The organism is Streptococcus sp. ELY_125, from assembly GCF_058314535.1.
The window spans coordinates 56,978-71,968 of the sequence record NZ_JBZFUM010000010.1 but is presented as its reverse complement, the minus strand read 5'-3'; the positions used below and the strand labels follow the sequence as shown (position 1 = coordinate 71,968).

The following is a 14,991-nucleotide window of genomic DNA, read 5'->3' as shown; positions in this document are numbered from 1 at the left end:
TTCAGTTTTATGTTCTGAGTTTGATATCGAAAGACCATTGGTGAGAAGCTTAAAAGGTCTAGAACTATGGTTAGAGCAGGCAATCTTTACCTATAACTTAAGATTTTTTAACTAGCACCACGGGTGTAGATAATATTTTTTTAACCCTCGCTTTAGGTTACAGCATGATCTATTTTTGGCAAAAAGCTAAAGACTCCACCAATCAGCGCATCCTTAATTTTATCTTGGGAACAGTGATTTTCATCATGGGACTTTTCCTATCGCTTATCGGTCTGCCTCTTGGCCAGCACCTCAGCCTGACACTGGAAGGCGGTGTCCCAATTCTCTTTCTTATGCTGATTTTTTGGGGATTCTACGGCAGTCCTAAAAGGCAGCTGCTCGTCTTTGGATTATGGAGCGTCTTGCTCTTTATCATAATGGGGCCAGACCTTAATATCAGTCATTATCCAAGTCTGGGCGTTTGGTTTGAGATGTTTTGTTACAACAGCGATGCTATGAGCTTCCTCTTCCTTCCCTTCCTATTTTTCTATAACGGGCAAAAAGGCAGCACTAAGCCTATCCACAGATGGTTTTTCTACATCTTTTACCCTGCCCATCTCTGGGTCTTGCATATACTAGCTTTCTTCTTGTAAATGAATCTTGCACATCATAAAGAGGTTGGGAACGTTCCCAACCTCTTTTAACCTGCAGAGAGGATGATATCACCAACACTTCTGCTGGCCTATCACTCTGCTGCCTGTAAAGCTTCCAGCATATCAAGATATTTGAGCCGATAGTGAACAAATACCCCTAATCCCACAAGAATAAAACAGATAAAAACGATTGGGATCACATAGACCTGAATACCAACGTTTGTCCCAAATAATACATTGTCAGAACCAATCATCTCCATGATAACTTGATGCAAATAATGACCTGCTAAGAATCCTAAAGCAATTCCTACCATGGAAAGCACCATCGTTTCGCGATAAATATACAAGGTAACCTCACTATTGTAAAAACCAAGAACCTTTACCGTGGATAATTCTCTAATACGTTCAACAATATTGACATTAGTCAAGTTATAAAGAATAACAAGGGCCAAAAGAACTGTATTAACAACGAGAACAAGCATGGCTGCATTCAAAGAGGTAACAATTGTTTTAATCATCTTCATTCGAGATGTATTTTGAGTCACCGATGCAACCTCATTCATAGCCAGTAATTTCGTTGATATATTCTTAATATGGGAAGAGGAATCATCTTTTAAATTGATAAAATAAGCGTTATCATCGGGATGTTGATCAAAAATATCTCGATAAGTTGACCGAGTCATAAACAAATAATGGCCGACATTCATCTTGGCAATAGCAGCAACCTTAATACGGCGCTTCTTACCATCACTATCCTTAAGATAAAAGCTTTTACCCTCATCGACCTTATAAAAGCGGGCTAATTTTTCAGAGATAATAACACCATGCTTAGGTAATTTCAAGGCTTGATTAGTACGAGCATCCTTTAAACGAACAAAGTCATCAAAGTTGTTCCCATCCGTTGCCATAACAGCAATACTCTGCCTGTCTTTTAACTGAGGAACCTCCTCAGTCAAGTGTGTATAGTAAATACTCTGATAACGCTCAACGTCTTTTGATCTTAAAAAGTTTGTTAAGCTATCATCGCTTTCAACCCCCTCCTTTTTCATAGCTACCAGATGATAAGGCGTCAACTGCGTAAATTGTTCCCTAATCACCTTTCCTAAAGAAGACTGAATTCCTAAGCCTGCAAAAAGAAGCGCAACCGAACCTGCCACCCCTAAAATCGTCATCAGCATCCGCTGCTTATAGCGAAAAATATTACGAACTGTCACTTTATGAGTAAAACTCAAATGCCGCCACATAAATCCTATCCGCTCTAATAAGATCTTCGAACCCCGCACAGGCGGCTTAGGCAGCAGCAACTGAGCTGGTTTTTCATTCAGCTCTTTACTGGCAATAAGATAAGCTGGTAAAACAGCACTTGCCAAGCCTAACAAAACAGCGATTAAGGTATAGGACCAATAAAAAGATAAGTGGGGAGCGCCCAAGACCATATTCCCTGTAAAAATCTGCAGAACAATACGCGAAAGCAGATAATGTCCTCCGATAATGCCTAAGAGACTGCCTAGCATACTAGCTACAAAACCATAAATAAGAAATATCCGGATAACATCCTGTTTCGTATAACCTAAGGCTATCAGTAAACCTGAGTTGGTTCTCTCCTCATCAACAAACCGAGTCATCGTCGTAAAAGTAACTAAGGCAGCAACACCATAGAGCACAATGGGAAAAATATTGCCAAGATTGCCCATACTATCTGCATTGGCAGAATAGACCGTATAACCTTCTCCGCCCAGCATGGTCGAACGTGTATAAGTATTATAGATTGGTTTTGGCATGGCATCAATTTGAGCCTGAGCTTTTTGAATCTGCTGCTCCTTTTGAGCGATTGATTGGCGCGCTTGACTAATAGACTGCTGAGCCAACTCTTGCTGATAAGGAGGTGCTGATGCTAGAGCAGCTGTACTTTCTTGCAGCTTCTTTTTTGCGTCAGCCAAGGCTATTTTACTTTGGTCAACTTTTTTCTGCGGTGCCTTTTTCAAGTCTGCCAGACGCTTTTGGCCATTATCCTCTAACACTGTATCTAACGCGTCTTGATAACTATTCACTTTTTTAGTGTAACCATTAGAAAAAGGATTAAGCTTTTTCAGTCGGTCATAGCGAATTCTAGCCAAAGTATTGGTGCTATTCGCAAAGGCTGAGGAATTCACAACACCATAACTTGTCAGATTACCATCTCCTGCTGTCGATGATCCTAAATTTAAGTTAGACCAAATTTCAGATGACTTGATGAAACCGACTATTTTGAAATCTTTTTCTACCAAATTAGACTTCTCAGAAAGCTGAAAAGATAATGTATCACCCAATTTATACTTCTTTCTCAAAGGAGAAGTCAAAGCAATCTCATTCTTTTTCTTGGGCAAGTTACCTGATTCTAATTGGTAGGTTGAGATTGACTGACTATTGGAAAATACCCTCACAGCATTGTCGGTATCCTCAATCGTCACATCTGTTACTTTCCCAAACTCTACCTTAGCACCATCAACATGCTCTAACTCTTCCTGATCAGCCTGACTAAAACCATGACTGGCTGTTACAAATAAATCTGCTGTTCGATGGGCCTGCAGATACGCATCAGCTCGCCCGTGCATATTGGGTCTTGTTGCTTTTAAACCGATAAAGGTAAACGATCCCAAAAACATCAAAAGCATAATGGAAAGAAAGCGGCCTTTTGATCCCAACAAGGCCTTCCAGATCGTTTCCCAGTAAATCTTTTTTCTCATAAAATCACCCCTTAATACTCCAGATTATCAATATCTAAAGGCTGATCATTGCAGGTAATCTTACTAACCTTGGCATCATGCAGATAGATCACTCTGTCAGCAATCGGCGCCAAGGACGAGTTATGCGTGACAATTATAACAGTGGCCCCTCTTTGACGAGACATATTCTGCAAGAGTTTTAGGATCTGCTTACCTGTTTGATAGTCCAGAGCTCCTGTAGGTTCGTCACATAGAAGTAACTTAGGATTTTTAGCCAAGGCACGGGCAATAGATACCCGCTGTTGCTCGCCACCAGACAGCTGGGCAGGAAAATGATCTAATCGACTTCCAAGTCCAACTCCCTCTAGGGTTGCGGCAGCATCTTTGGCATCAGATACTATCTCTGAAGCCAGTTCTACATTTTCTTTAGCAGTCAGATTGGGAACCAAGTTATAAAATTGAAAGATAAAACCAACATCATTTCGGCGATAAGTCGTTAACTCTTTTGGACTGTAAGTTGCGATATTGTTACCATCAATCCAAACTTCTCCTCCATCATTCGTATCCATGCCGCCAAGAATATTAAGAATCGTTGATTTACCAGCGCCAGAAGCTCCTAAGACAATAACCAACTCTCCTTTATTAATCTCAAAACTGATATCGTTATTGGCGACGACTTCTCTTTCTCCCATCTGATAACGCTTATAAGAATGTTTCATTTCAACATAACTCATCTAACCACCTCCTTATTTAGACAGTTGTTGCTTTAACCTTTCCTTTAGTATATAATAGACTAAAGTGAAAAACAAGCAGCATTATATAGACCTTTGTCTATTTAAAGAGAGGATATCCTATGACTCAAAAACGTCACACACAAAGTAGGGCCAAAATAAAAGCAGCTATTACCGAGCTGCTGCTAGAAAAGAAAGCATTTGGAGATATTACTATCCGTCAAATCACTGAGAAAGCCCACATCAACCGCAGCACTTTTTACCTTCATTATCAAGATAAATATGACTTGATTGAAAAGCTTATGCATGAGATAACTGACCACCTCCTAAAAGAATTGCATGATGATCCTGCCAGTATAGAAGAAAAACTCATTCACAGCCTCAATTACCTGCAAAGCCAGCAAGAATTTATTAAACTCATCATTGACATAGCACCGGTAAATTTTTCTCAGAAAACACGCCAGTTCATCACTGAGCTGGTTGAAAGCGACTCCTCCCTCTTTTATGATGTGGTCAACCCAGATCTACCCCTGCCCAAAGATTATAGGCTGACAACTTATGTTGCCAGCATTGAGAGTATCTATGCTCATTGGATGCTAACGGGTGCTCAAGAAGCCCCCCAAGACATTGCAGATATGATTCTAGTTGTCCGAGGATTTTATCAAAAATAATCATAAATAATGGAGGTAACATTATGGCAAGGCTATCTATCCATCGAAACATCAGTCTTTTCAACGACCGAAGCCCACTCTTTCTCATACTTGACAATAAAAATCTTGGCCGGCTGACAATCATTAAGCCAAGGGAATGCTCTGTATCGGCTGGCGAACACACTGGCTATGTCAAAGATATCTTAGGATTTACCAGTCCAGTACTGACTATAAATATTCGAGAAGATAGAGAATCTGTGATAAGGGTAAGCAACAAACTTTCCTTACTGGCCCTACTGTTCCTTCTAATAGCAACCACTATTCTGCTCAAAAGTCCCTTAGTCTCATTCCCTGCCTCAGCGATTAACCCTATCTTAATAACTATCTGGCTGATATTCCTTGCAGCCCTCCTTATCTTTTCCCGCCACTCCTTTTATAAGATTCAAGAAGACAGTTTCATCTAAAAGAGAGGCTTGGACAAACAACTATAATGGCTTTGTCTTCACCCATAAAGTATGGGAATCTCTGAAGATTGCGTATAAATCCAATGTCATTAAGTTAAGTCAGACACATACTCAAACGACCAACTAGACATCAGGAATTTTTCCATCTGAGATCCAGTTGGTTATTTTTGTGTTTACTAAAGAAGGGAAGTATTGCCCAAAGTCTAAAATTATAGCACTCAGTAGGGTAAAGCTTACTGAAAATTGTACCCCTAGTGATCACTTAAATAGCGATTCGATCTCTAATCTGTCATTCTGTAACAGTCGCCCCTAAGACATTCTTGAAATGATCAAGGGCAAATTGATGATTTTCTTGAGTCAGGCTTGCCACGCAGGAAGCAGGAATCTCAATATCATAACCCAGATTATAAGCATCAATAGCTGTATGAAGGACGCAGATATCCGTCAAAACACCCGTCAAAACAATCTTTGTCACCCGACGCTCACGCAGGCGGATATCCAGATCGGTTCCCGTAAAAGCCGAATAGTGGCGCTTATCCAGCCAGAAAACCCGACTGTCATCTTTGATAGCTTCATAAACTTCAGCCAGCTGACCATAGAGCTTGCGTCCGCCGGTCCCCTTGATATTGTGGGGTGGAAAAAGTTTGGTTTCGGGATGAAAAGTATCTCCCTCATCATGGCCGTCAATGGCAAAGAAAATATAATCACCAGCCTCATAGGCAGCCTGAGTTTTGGCAGCAATGGCTGTTTCAATAGCCTGAGCAGGCTGACCTGCTGTCAGTTTGCCATCATCCGCCACAAAATCATATGTATAATCAATTGAAATCAGTGCTTTAGTCATTTTCACTCCTACTTTCTAAATCCCAGTTTAGCTATATCGTTATATGATTATATAAAAAGGGAGCGGGACACCTTTGCCCCAGCCCCTTTAGCTTATTCAAATTCTTTAATTTTGTCAAAGATACCTTCGTTGATAACTTTAAGATATGTTCCCTTCATCCCCAAGGAACGGCTTTCAATAATTCCAGCACTTTCCAATTTCCGTAAAGCATTGACAATAACCGAACGAGTAATCCCGATACGATCGGCAATAACCGAAGCAGTCAAGCGGCCCTCAACACCACCTAGTTCATTGAGAATAGCCGCGACAGCCTTCATCTCCGAATAAGATAGCGTATTAATCGCCATATTCACCGCTGTCTGCTTACGAATGGTTTCCTCTAGATTCTCTGTTTGCAGATTGAGCAATTGAATCCCAACAACGGTTGCCGCGATTTCAACTAGGACCAAATCATCCTCAGTAAACTCATTGTCATTCCGCCAGATAATCAAAGAACCTAGACGCATGCCTCCGCCGTAAATCGGCGCTAGCGTTGTCAGTCCATTAGGATAAATATCCCTTGATTCAACTGGAAAGATTGTTAACTCACTGCTAACTGGAATATTAGCTTCCGTGTCATAAACTCGACTAATCCCACGCAGGTAATCATCTGGAAACTGTTTAGCATCAAAGATTTCTTCAACACGGTCTGTATTAGTCTTATACTTAATGGCGTACCCTAAAAGGGTTCCGCCACCATCAACAATACAGGCGTTACAGTCAATAATATCTGCTAACTGCATGGCCATAATATTGTAAGGCAGATCCTCCTGCAAACTATCAACTGAGCGTTGCAAAATGGAAGTGATTTTCCTAGTTTTTTCTAATAAGCTCATAGCATCATTTTTCCTTCTTTTATTCGTTCATTTCCCCCATTATATCAGAGGCCCTAGTAAATTGCAAACAATTATCAGAATATTGCTTATTATTCCAAAATTATAAGCAATTTCAATCTGCTTCTCCTATAATGTTCGGATTCTATCTATAAAATCCCTCATTGATGCTAAAAATCTCCCTTCTAATACCTAAAAAATAGAGCCAGATCTTGGATCCAACTCCACTTTTCAAAGTCACTAACGTTTGTACTGCGCTAAAACACGGGTAATTTTTTCTTGTACCTCTGACAATTCTTCAACTCTTGGTAAATAGACAATTCGGAAATGATCGGGTTTATTCCAGTTAAAGCCTTTACCAGGAACCAGCATAACCTTCTCTTGTTTCAACAATTGCAGAACAAATTCTTCATCATCATCAATCCGGTACATACTTTGGTCAATTTTAGGAAAAATATAGAGACCTGCTTGGGGTTTGACTGCTGACAGGCCGGGAATATCGTTGATAGCCCTAGTAATGAACTCTCGCTGCTCGTAAATACGACCACCTGGTACCAGCAGTTCATCACCTGATTGGTAACCTCCCAAAGAGGTCTGAACGACATGCTGAGCCAAGACATTAGAGCAAAGTCTCATATTAGCCAGCATATTGAGGCCTTCAATATACCCCTTAACAGGCTCCTTGGGGCCTGACAGCACCATCCAACCAACACGAAAACCACAGATACGGTGGGATTTGGAAAGGCCATTCATGGACACACAGAACACATCCGGCGCCAGACTGGCGATGGCCGTGTGCCGAGCCCCATCCATAACTAAACGGTCGTATATTTCATCCGCAAAAATGATCAAATCGTTTTGCCGCGCAATATCAACAAGTTCTTCTAAGATATCCTTGGGATAGAGAGCTCCCGTCGGATTATTTGGATTGATAACGACGATGGCCTTTGTGTTAGAGCTAATTTTTGATTTGATGTCATTAATATCAGGATACCAGCTAGCCTGCTCATCACATATATAATGGACGGCTTTCCCACCTGCCAAACTGACACAAGCAGTCCACAGAGGGTAATCAGGCATAGGTACTAGCACCTCATCTCCTTCATCAAGAAGCGCTTGTAGAGACATAGAGATAAGTTCCGACACCCCATTGCCGATGTAAATATCATCAATGGTAACTGATGGGAATCCCTTAGTCTGGCAGTACTGCATGATAGCCTTACGAGCTGAAAAAATCCCCTTGGAATCAGAATAACCCTCACTGTTACGAACATTGGCAATCAGATCCTGAATGACTTCGTCAGGAGCAGTAAAACCAAAAGCTGCTGGATTTCCTGTATTGAGCCTAAGAATTTTTTCGCCATTGGCTATCATGCGATTAGCCTCATCTAAGACGGGTCCACGAATATCGTAGGCCACATGTTCTAACTTGACCGACTTATCATACTGTTTCATACTTGTAACCTCTGTTGCTCTATTATAGCTTAAATTGTCAAAAAATTGAAATAAATACGGTAAAAACCTTAACTCCTACCAGAACAAAAAGGCCAATGCTGTCTACCCCCTACTTCTCTTAGCTTCCACATCTAGGTTTTTATACTGATTGTAATACCTTAATCTTTTTAGCTTCGGGAGAAGATTAGGTAAGGTATATAAAAAATTTCGGAAAATTCCAGTAATCGCTTTCATAAAGTATGAAAAAAGAGTATAATAAGGGCGCAGAAGTAAGAACACTGGAGGTCAAACTTATGATTCAAGCATATAAACATATCCTCGTTGCCGTTGATGGTTCTAAACAGGCTGAATTAGCCTTCAAAAAAGGTATAGCTGTTGCCAAACGAAACGGAGCTGAATTAATTCTAGCACACGTTATTGACACACGCGCCATTCAAAATGTCGCAGCCGTTGATACCTTCACTTATGAAAACCTTGAAAAAGAGGCGGATACATTGCTAGATAGCTACACCCAAACTGCCAAAGAAGCTGGAGTAAAAGATGTTCGCAAGGTCGTCGAATTCGGGAATCCTAAACGCCTGTTAGCCGTTGATATCCCTGAACAAGAAAAAGCGGACTTGATTCTTCTGGGAGCAACAGGACTAAATAGCTTTGAACGCTTACTGATCGGTTCGTCTTCAGAGTATATCATGCGCCATGCTAAGGTTGATATCCTAGTTGTCCGTGATGAACAAAAAACACTTTAGTCCATTACTCAAAAAGCAAATAACACTCCTTAGGTTTGATAAGCTATCTTACTTAGGAGTGTTTTTGAATGCCGAATTTTTGCATGGATACTGAGTTGAATTTTTGTTCACAGTTTGACCAGAATTAAAATAAAAATGGGGAAAGCTTTTCTAACTCCTTAATAATGGAAATCTCAGTCTCCCCTAGATTCACGGTTATTCTGGCGATTGAGAGCTTTTTGCAGTTGCCGATCAATTTCTTGTTTAATAGCAGGTTCAGGTGCAAAGCGTTCTTCCCAATCAGAGGGCTTCAAGACCTTGTGCGTCACAGGATCAAAATGTGCTTTACCATCTGGAAAAGTCTTTCCCATATTAGCACCGTGGACAATATCAAAAATAGCATTCGGATCCACTCCCATAAGGACGAAAGAACCATAAGTCAGATACAGCAGATCTACTAAAGCATCAACTTGCCCAATCAGAGGGCTTTCAGGATGATCCTTAGCTTGCACCTTGTTTGCCGCTTTATCAATCGCTTGATGAAGTTTAGAAATTGCCTGTTCAAATTCCTCCTGATTATGACTGGCAGCATAGACAAATTCGACAATTTCTTCTAGTTTAAAATCAGCGCGGTGACCTGCTTCAGTCAGCTCATAAACACGGGGAGTATTGTTGACTTCTCCATCCATAAGTCGATGAAAATCACGTACCTTATTGAAATTCTCATCAGAAGACAGAAAGTCATTTTCACTATCTAAATGAATAAGACCATAGTGGGATAAGGCCTTGGCAATACCATCTTGATTATTAGAATCCGTGATATAATAAGCGACCTGCTTCACAGCCTCCGTCGCATTTCCCATAGCAATACCGATACCAGAGCCCACTAGCATCTCAATATCATTCTCCGAATCACCAAAGGTCATAACCTCTGATAAATCAAAACCCAGCTGCAGCCCTAAACGTTTAATCCCCTTGATCTTAGACTGTCCTTGAGAAATTAAATCGGCTGAATAAGGACTGGAGCGGGTAATTTTAATATGGGGAAATCGCTCTTGGATTTTTGTCGTTTCCCCTTCTGTTGCAACCATAACAACCTGATAAACAGGTTCCCTCATAATCGTTTTGAGGGCCTCCAAATTCTGCGGTTTGATTCGACGAATAATATTCTTGAAGCTGCGCTCAACTAGCTTAGTCAGCTTCTTAGGAACTAGACGACTAACAACCTGACCGAAACGGCTGGTTCCCATATTGATAATATTGGAGCCCAAAAGTCCCAGAGAGGTCCCCAAAGAAACCTCCCGACGGCGTTCTTGAGCATATTTGATCAGGCGGTAGACGGTAGATTTAGGCAGTTGATTTTGGTAGATAATCTTATCACGAGTGAAAATGTATTGACCATTGTAGGTAACCGCAAAATCCAGACCAAGATTCTCCATAAAAGGACCGACAAAAGCAGGTCCTCGACCCGTAGCCACACCGACTAAAATCCCTTGATTTTTAAGCTCTGAAATTGCCTTTTGTGTCGAACGTGACACATTTTTACGATCGTTCAAGAGTGTACCGTCTATGTCGAAAAAAACCGCCCGAATCGCCAAACCACAGGCTCCTTTCATATGATTTATGTTAGAATAAATTATAACACAATTTTGGAAAGAAAATTCAGACAGATGAAAAAAATCCTTGTTATCCATACAGGCGGTACCATTTCCATGCAGGCTGATGACACTGGCCAAATCAATCCCAGTGACGATAATCCCATGAACCATGTTGGTCTTGATTTAGCTAATCTGGATCTAACCATTATCGATTTTTTAAATATCCCCAGTCCTCACATGACTCCTTACCACATGTTGGCTATCTATCACAAAGTCAGAGAATGCGCTAACCAGTTTGATGGTGTCGTGATTACACACGGAACAGATACTTTAGAAGAAACAGCTTATTTCTTGGATACCATGGCTCTTCCTGCCCTTCCTATCGTTTTGACTGGAGCTATGCGCTCATCCAACGAATTAGGAAGCGATGGTATTTATAACTACCTATCCGCTATTCGTGTAGCCAGTCATGACAAAGCAGCGGATAAAGGCGTACTGGTTGTCATGAATGATGAGATTCACGCTGCTAAATATGTAACCAAAACGCACACAACCAACCTTGCCACATTTAATACACCTACCCACGGACCGCTTGGTATTATCATGAAGCACGATATTCTCTTTTTCAAAACAGCTGGACCACGTGTACGTTTTGACTTAGACAGTATTACAGGTACCGTTCCTATTATCAAGGCCTATGCCGGTATGGGAGTGGGCGACGGTATTATCAGCTTGCTAGATCCTCAAAAAATTAACGGGGTAGTTATCGAAGCACTGGGGGCAGGCAATCTGCCCCCAGAAGCCGCCCATGAGCTAGAAAGCTTAATGACCAACGGCATTCCGGTTGTCCTTGTTTCCCGCTGTTTCAACGGAATTGCTGAACCCGTTTACGCTTATGAAGGTGGTGGAGTCTGGCTGGCTGAGTCTGGCGTTATGTTTGTTAAAGAACTCAACGCTCCTAAAGCTCGGCTCAAATTGCTCATCGCCCTCAACGTCGGTCTGTCTGGGCAAGCTTTAAAAGATTATATTGAAGGATAGGAGGAAATTATGAAATTGACCATCTCATCGTACGATAAGTCAAAGGATACTAAATTTGATTACCAACTAGAACTCTCTAAAACCCACTTATTATTTTATGGAGCAATCCTAGCATCGACAGCCTTCATTTGCTGGGCCAAAAAGTCAAAATAAAATCTGGATTACTCGGATTCCAGATTTTTTCTATAGCAAACGGTTTCCAGCCCTTTACCCTTAAATATATTGTTTCCCTACAGACTAATGAAGACGGTGCAGTGCTTTGTCCTCGTGCCATCCCATCCAAGTGTAGATTTGACTATCATTCTTAATTCCCAAAGTCTCCATGATAGCCTTATTGGACTTGCCTGCTTTCTTCATCTCGATACAGGCTAATTTAGTTTCTAACGAGTACACTTTTTCTACTATAACAAAAACACTTCTGTTTCTAGTTTACTAGATTTCAACAGAAGTGTTTTGCTATTACTCTTAAGGCAAGCTATTACCCGCACTTCTATAAATTTCATACCATTCGGAGCGTGTGAGCTGAAATTCTTCAGCCTGAGTGATTCGCACTAAACGCTTAGGATTCATAGAACCAACAATCGTTTGGACCTTAGCAGGATGACGCAGGATCCAAGCCACGATAATCGCTTCTGTGGAGACCTGATACTGTCTGGCATAAGCCTCAATCGTTTGCGTCAGCTCTTTATAATCAGCATTCCCCATAAACAATCCTCGACCAAGATCAATCTGAAAAGGGGACCAGGCTTGCAGGGTGACCTTATTAAGACGGCAGTATTCAATGGTGCCATTATCACGGTCGATACTAGCAGAGTTGGCCATATTAACATTGAGTCCCGCATCAATCATAGGAGTATGTGCTGGAGAAAGCTGCATTTGATTGACTGCCAAGGGCTCCTTGAGATAGGCCTGCAGGAGCTCCATCTGATAGCGATTGTGATTGCTAACACCAAAATGTTTAACCTTGCCAGATTCGCGCAGACGATCAAAAGCTTCTGCTACCTCTTCTGGCTCAACCAAAGCATCAGGCCGATGAAGCACCAAAATATCTAAATAATCCGTACCCAAGCGCTTTAGAATCCCATCAACAGAAGCTAAAAGATGCTCTTTCGAAAAATCAAAATAGCCTTTTCGAATCCCGCACTTAGACTGTAAAATAATGTCTTCCCGCTTGATATTTAGATTGGCTAGAGCCTCACGAAAACGCTCTTCTGATTGACCGCCACCGTAGATATCCGCATGGTCAAAAAAATTAATACCGCTCTCAAAAGCCATGGCAATTACATGCTCGGCTTCCGCAGTTTCCAGCCCGGCCATTCGCATACAGCCAAGAGCAATTCGAGAGCCTTCAAGACCAGTTTGTCCGATTATCTGCTTCATTAGTTCCTACCTCACTATAAGATTACTAGTATGTAGTATATACAAATATGTAAGCGATTTCAAATCTCTGCTGTAAAAGAGAGTGGGACTCAATCAGTAAATCGTGATAAAATCACGATTTTGATTTTCCTCGCTCTCTTATTTTAAGGCTCAGTCCTCTGCCACTTTCCTGTTTTTAGGTGGCAGGCTATCCAAACTCCACTGGAGCATTTTGACACTTGCTTTACAGGCTTTATTTCTCAATTAAAAAGGTCTACTAGACCTTTTGAGGTTGGAAATGAGATGAACAGCAAGTTCATCACATTAGATAACCTCCAACGGTTCCCCAAACTGTTGGAGCTATCACTTGGGGGGAGTTAAACAGTCCAGTGGACTATTTAAGGGGGCGCCTAAAAATAGGAAAGCGCCCCAAGATAAGAATATCCAACCAACCTCTGCGCCTAGCAAATAAAATGGACCAAATAAATAAGGCTGAGACCTTTTGTCTCAACCTCTTAATTATTCATCATCTGGACGATACTCTAGGATATCTCCCGGTTGACAGTCTAATTCTCGGCAAATGGCTTCTAGGGTCGAAAAGCGGATAGCCTTGGCTTTCCCCGTCTTAAGGATAGAGAGATTGGCAGGTGTAATGCCGATACGCTCAGCCAAGTCCCCCGATTTCATCTTTTTTCTGGCCAGCTCGACATCTAAATTAACAATAATCAATGGACTGACCTCCTATATCGTAAATTCATTTTCTTTGGCGATAACAACAGCTCTTTCAAGTACAACAGAAATCACCCAGACCAAAAGCGCAGCTAAGATATAACTAAAGTCAAACATTGAAATATCATTATAGTGAGCATTGATACTGAAATTGATAATACCTGAATCCCCTGTATAAAAGGACATCAAAAATAAGTAGAGACTCGTACGACGGGCTAATGTAACATTTTGCTCAGTAAAAATATGATCATTAAGAAGGTTTCTCAAAAATTGCTTAATCCCCCTAAGAACCAATACGATTAAGACAAAGTTAAAGAGGACAGCGATCGCGGCTAGGCTAATGCTTAAGAAAGAGGTATGAAAATTTTCTCTTGCTAATGCCGCACCGACATAGTCTCTAACTGGCGGCACTACTACAGCAATCACACCAGTCAAAATCAGAAAACCAAAGGCAAAGTAGTTAAATCCCAACATCAAGTTTACAAAATAATAAATAGCTTTAATAAATTTAGTTTGTTTAGTCATAATCTTTCTCCTTTAACTACAGACTTCTCAAAACATGCGGGCGTGGACCTTGGTAGCGATCTCCTTGTATAAGCATGACGAGGCTAGCAATCGGCCGCAGAATCACAGCAAAGACGCAGAAACCTAAGCTCTTGCCATAGCTTCTTACATAAGAAAAATTCGTGTAGAGGTCATATATCCCAAAAATGAGGAGGAACCAGAACCACTTATTTTCTTCGCCAAAGCTGATTTTATGCTTGGTAAAGCTATTATAAAAGGGGATGATCGCCTTCCACCAAGATTCTCCTGCTCTCTGAAAGAGAACAGCATTGACAATGACTTCCATCAAGATAAAGGCTAGGCCAATGCCAAGCGCGATGGCATAGCCAGCTAAAGCAATAAGATCTTGATTCGTATAAATGGTTTCCATGTTGATTCTCCTTATGACTAATATTTCTCTTTTTCGGAATATAATTATCGTATTTCGATATTTTTATATTACAACACAGAAAGCTGTTTGTCAATAATTTTTATCGTTTTTTGATATTTTTTTGTTGAGAATAAAAAAAGGAAGTGGGATCAACCTAAAAATTGAAAATTTTGGCTCTCTCCACGTCCTAATTTTAAGATGGAAACCTGAAATGATCTCTCCTCAGACCTCATGTGGCAAAACGAAAATCAGCCAGCA

Annotated in this window: 15 protein-coding genes and 2 pseudogenes; 6 read left to right on the top strand and 11 right to left on the bottom strand. The window is 41.0% G+C overall.

All coding sequences use genetic code 11. The annotated features are described in order from the left end of the window. Window positions 1-115, top strand: a pseudogene (locus AC4HAL_RS05740) (IS982 family transposase); the annotation flags it as partial. A gap of 13 nt (window positions 116-128) precedes the next feature. Then, a pseudogene (locus tag AC4HAL_RS05735) lies at window positions 129-632 on the top strand (TraX family protein); the annotation flags it as partial. A gap of 92 nt (window positions 633-724) precedes the next feature. Here AC4HAL_RS05735 and AC4HAL_RS05730 read toward each other — a convergent pair. Both AC4HAL_RS05730 and AC4HAL_RS05725 read right to left on the bottom strand, forming a co-directional pair. After that, a complete protein-coding gene (locus AC4HAL_RS05730; RefSeq protein WP_491093379.1) occupies window positions 725-3,358 on the bottom strand; it encodes an ABC transporter permease in 2,634 nt (877 codons plus the stop codon). 11 nt (window positions 3,359-3,369) lie between these two features. Continuing rightward, on the bottom strand, window positions 3,370-4,071 hold the full coding sequence (locus tag AC4HAL_RS05725) for an ABC transporter ATP-binding protein (RefSeq protein ID WP_491093378.1): 702 nt from the start codon (window positions 4,069-4,071) through the stop codon (window positions 3,370-3,372). A 119-nt stretch (window positions 4,072-4,190) separates the two neighbouring features. Here AC4HAL_RS05725 and AC4HAL_RS05720 point away from each other — a divergent pair, with 119 nt between their 5' ends. Beyond that, window positions 4,191-4,739 carry a TetR/AcrR family transcriptional regulator gene (locus AC4HAL_RS05720; protein ID WP_491093377.1) on the top strand — a complete coding sequence of 183 codons (549 nt, stop codon included), beginning with the start codon at window positions 4,191-4,193 and terminating at the stop codon, window positions 4,737-4,739. A gap of 732 nt (window positions 4,740-5,471) precedes the next feature. Here AC4HAL_RS05720 and AC4HAL_RS05715 read toward each other — a convergent pair. From AC4HAL_RS05715 to AC4HAL_RS05705, 3 genes are all read right to left on the bottom strand, one after another. Next, window positions 5,472-6,023 carry a cysteine hydrolase family protein gene (locus AC4HAL_RS05715; RefSeq protein WP_491093376.1) on the bottom strand — a complete coding sequence of 184 codons (552 nt, stop codon included), beginning with the start codon at window positions 6,021-6,023 and terminating at the stop codon, window positions 5,472-5,474. Window positions 6,024-6,115: 92 nt separating this feature from the next. Continuing rightward, entirely contained in the window at window positions 6,116-6,898 is a 783-nt protein-coding gene (gene codY / locus AC4HAL_RS05710; protein ID WP_447451919.1) for a GTP-sensing pleiotropic transcriptional regulator CodY, read from the bottom strand. A gap of 237 nt (window positions 6,899-7,135) precedes the next feature. Next, a complete protein-coding gene (locus AC4HAL_RS05705; RefSeq protein ID WP_491093375.1) occupies window positions 7,136-8,350 on the bottom strand; it encodes a pyridoxal phosphate-dependent aminotransferase in 1,215 nt (404 codons plus the stop codon). 296 nt (window positions 8,351-8,646) lie between these two features. On the opposite strand from AC4HAL_RS05705, the gene AC4HAL_RS05700 reads away from it, so the two are divergent. After that, entirely contained in the window at window positions 8,647-9,096 is a 450-nt protein-coding gene (locus AC4HAL_RS05700; RefSeq protein WP_447451975.1) for a universal stress protein, read from the top strand. A 173-nt stretch (window positions 9,097-9,269) separates the two neighbouring features. On the opposite strand, the gene AC4HAL_RS05695 is transcribed toward AC4HAL_RS05700, so the two are convergent. Then, window positions 9,270-10,673 (bottom strand): Cof-type HAD-IIB family hydrolase, encoded by a 1,404-nt coding sequence (locus tag AC4HAL_RS05695; protein WP_491093374.1) that lies wholly within the window; start codon window positions 10,671-10,673, stop codon window positions 9,270-9,272. Between the two features lie 72 nt (window positions 10,674-10,745). Between AC4HAL_RS05695 and AC4HAL_RS05690 the strand changes: the two genes are divergently transcribed. Together AC4HAL_RS05690 and AC4HAL_RS05685 are read left to right on the top strand one after the other, a co-directional pair. Then, window positions 10,746-11,711: an asparaginase gene (locus AC4HAL_RS05690; RefSeq protein WP_491093373.1), complete on the top strand. Its 966-nt coding sequence runs from the start codon at window positions 10,746-10,748 to the stop codon at window positions 11,709-11,711. A gap of 9 nt (window positions 11,712-11,720) precedes the next feature. Beyond that, window positions 11,721-11,864: a hypothetical protein gene (locus tag AC4HAL_RS05685; protein ID WP_491093372.1), complete on the top strand. Its 144-nt coding sequence runs from the start codon at window positions 11,721-11,723 to the stop codon at window positions 11,862-11,864. Window positions 11,865-11,948: 84 nt separating this feature from the next. Here AC4HAL_RS05685 and AC4HAL_RS05680 read toward each other — a convergent pair whose 3' ends face one another. From AC4HAL_RS05680 to AC4HAL_RS05660, 5 genes are all read right to left on the bottom strand, one after another. Continuing rightward, window positions 11,949-12,104, bottom strand: a complete 156-nt coding sequence (locus tag AC4HAL_RS05680; RefSeq protein ID WP_491093371.1) for a hypothetical protein — start codon at window positions 12,102-12,104, stop codon at window positions 11,949-11,951. A gap of 72 nt (window positions 12,105-12,176) precedes the next feature. Further along, on the bottom strand, window positions 12,177-13,091 hold the full coding sequence (locus tag AC4HAL_RS05675) for an aldo/keto reductase (protein ID WP_491093370.1): 915 nt from the start codon (window positions 13,089-13,091) through the stop codon (window positions 12,177-12,179). A gap of 498 nt (window positions 13,092-13,589) precedes the next feature. After that, window positions 13,590-13,799 (bottom strand): helix-turn-helix domain-containing protein, encoded by a 210-nt coding sequence (locus AC4HAL_RS05670; RefSeq protein WP_491093369.1) that lies wholly within the window; start codon window positions 13,797-13,799, stop codon window positions 13,590-13,592. A 12-nt stretch (window positions 13,800-13,811) separates the two neighbouring features. Beyond that, the gene (locus tag AC4HAL_RS05665; protein WP_491093368.1) at window positions 13,812-14,324 is read right to left on the bottom strand and encodes a DUF2975 domain-containing protein; all 513 of its coding nucleotides are present in this window, start codon (window positions 14,322-14,324) and stop codon (window positions 13,812-13,814) included. A gap of 16 nt (window positions 14,325-14,340) precedes the next feature. Further along, on the bottom strand, window positions 14,341-14,733 hold the full coding sequence (locus tag AC4HAL_RS05660; protein WP_491093367.1) for a DUF5684 domain-containing protein: 393 nt from the start codon (window positions 14,731-14,733) through the stop codon (window positions 14,341-14,343). Window positions 14,734-14,991: the final 258 nt, after the last annotated feature.

Coding starts and splice junctions, on each gene's coding strand:
- AC4HAL_RS05730 (WP_491093379.1), bottom strand. CDS start 3,358: ATGAGAAAAAAGATTTACTGGGAAACGATCTGGAAGGCCTTGTTGGGA.
- AC4HAL_RS05725 (WP_491093378.1), bottom strand. CDS start 4,071: ATGAGTTATGTTGAAATGAAACATTCTTATAAGCGTTATCAGATGGGA.
- AC4HAL_RS05720 (WP_491093377.1), top strand. CDS start 4,191: ATGACTCAAAAACGTCACACACAAAGTAGGGCCAAAATAAAAGCAGCT.
- AC4HAL_RS05715 (WP_491093376.1), bottom strand. CDS start 6,023: ATGACTAAAGCACTGATTTCAATTGATTATACATATGATTTTGTGGCG.
- codY (WP_447451919.1), bottom strand. CDS start 6,898: ATGAGCTTATTAGAAAAAACTAGGAAAATCACTTCCATTTTGCAACGC.
- AC4HAL_RS05705 (WP_491093375.1), bottom strand. CDS start 8,350: ATGAAACAGTATGATAAGTCGGTCAAGTTAGAACATGTGGCCTACGAT.
- AC4HAL_RS05690 (WP_491093373.1), top strand. CDS start 10,746: ATGAAAAAAATCCTTGTTATCCATACAGGCGGTACCATTTCCATGCAG.
- AC4HAL_RS05685 (WP_491093372.1), top strand. CDS start 11,721: ATGAAATTGACCATCTCATCGTACGATAAGTCAAAGGATACTAAATTT.
- AC4HAL_RS05675 (WP_491093370.1), bottom strand. CDS start 13,091: ATGAAGCAGATAATCGGACAAACTGGTCTTGAAGGCTCTCGAATTGCT.
- AC4HAL_RS05665 (WP_491093368.1), bottom strand. CDS start 14,324: ATGACTAAACAAACTAAATTTATTAAAGCTATTTATTATTTTGTAAAC.
- AC4HAL_RS05660 (WP_491093367.1), bottom strand. CDS start 14,733: ATGGAAACCATTTATACGAATCAAGATCTTATTGCTTTAGCTGGCTAT.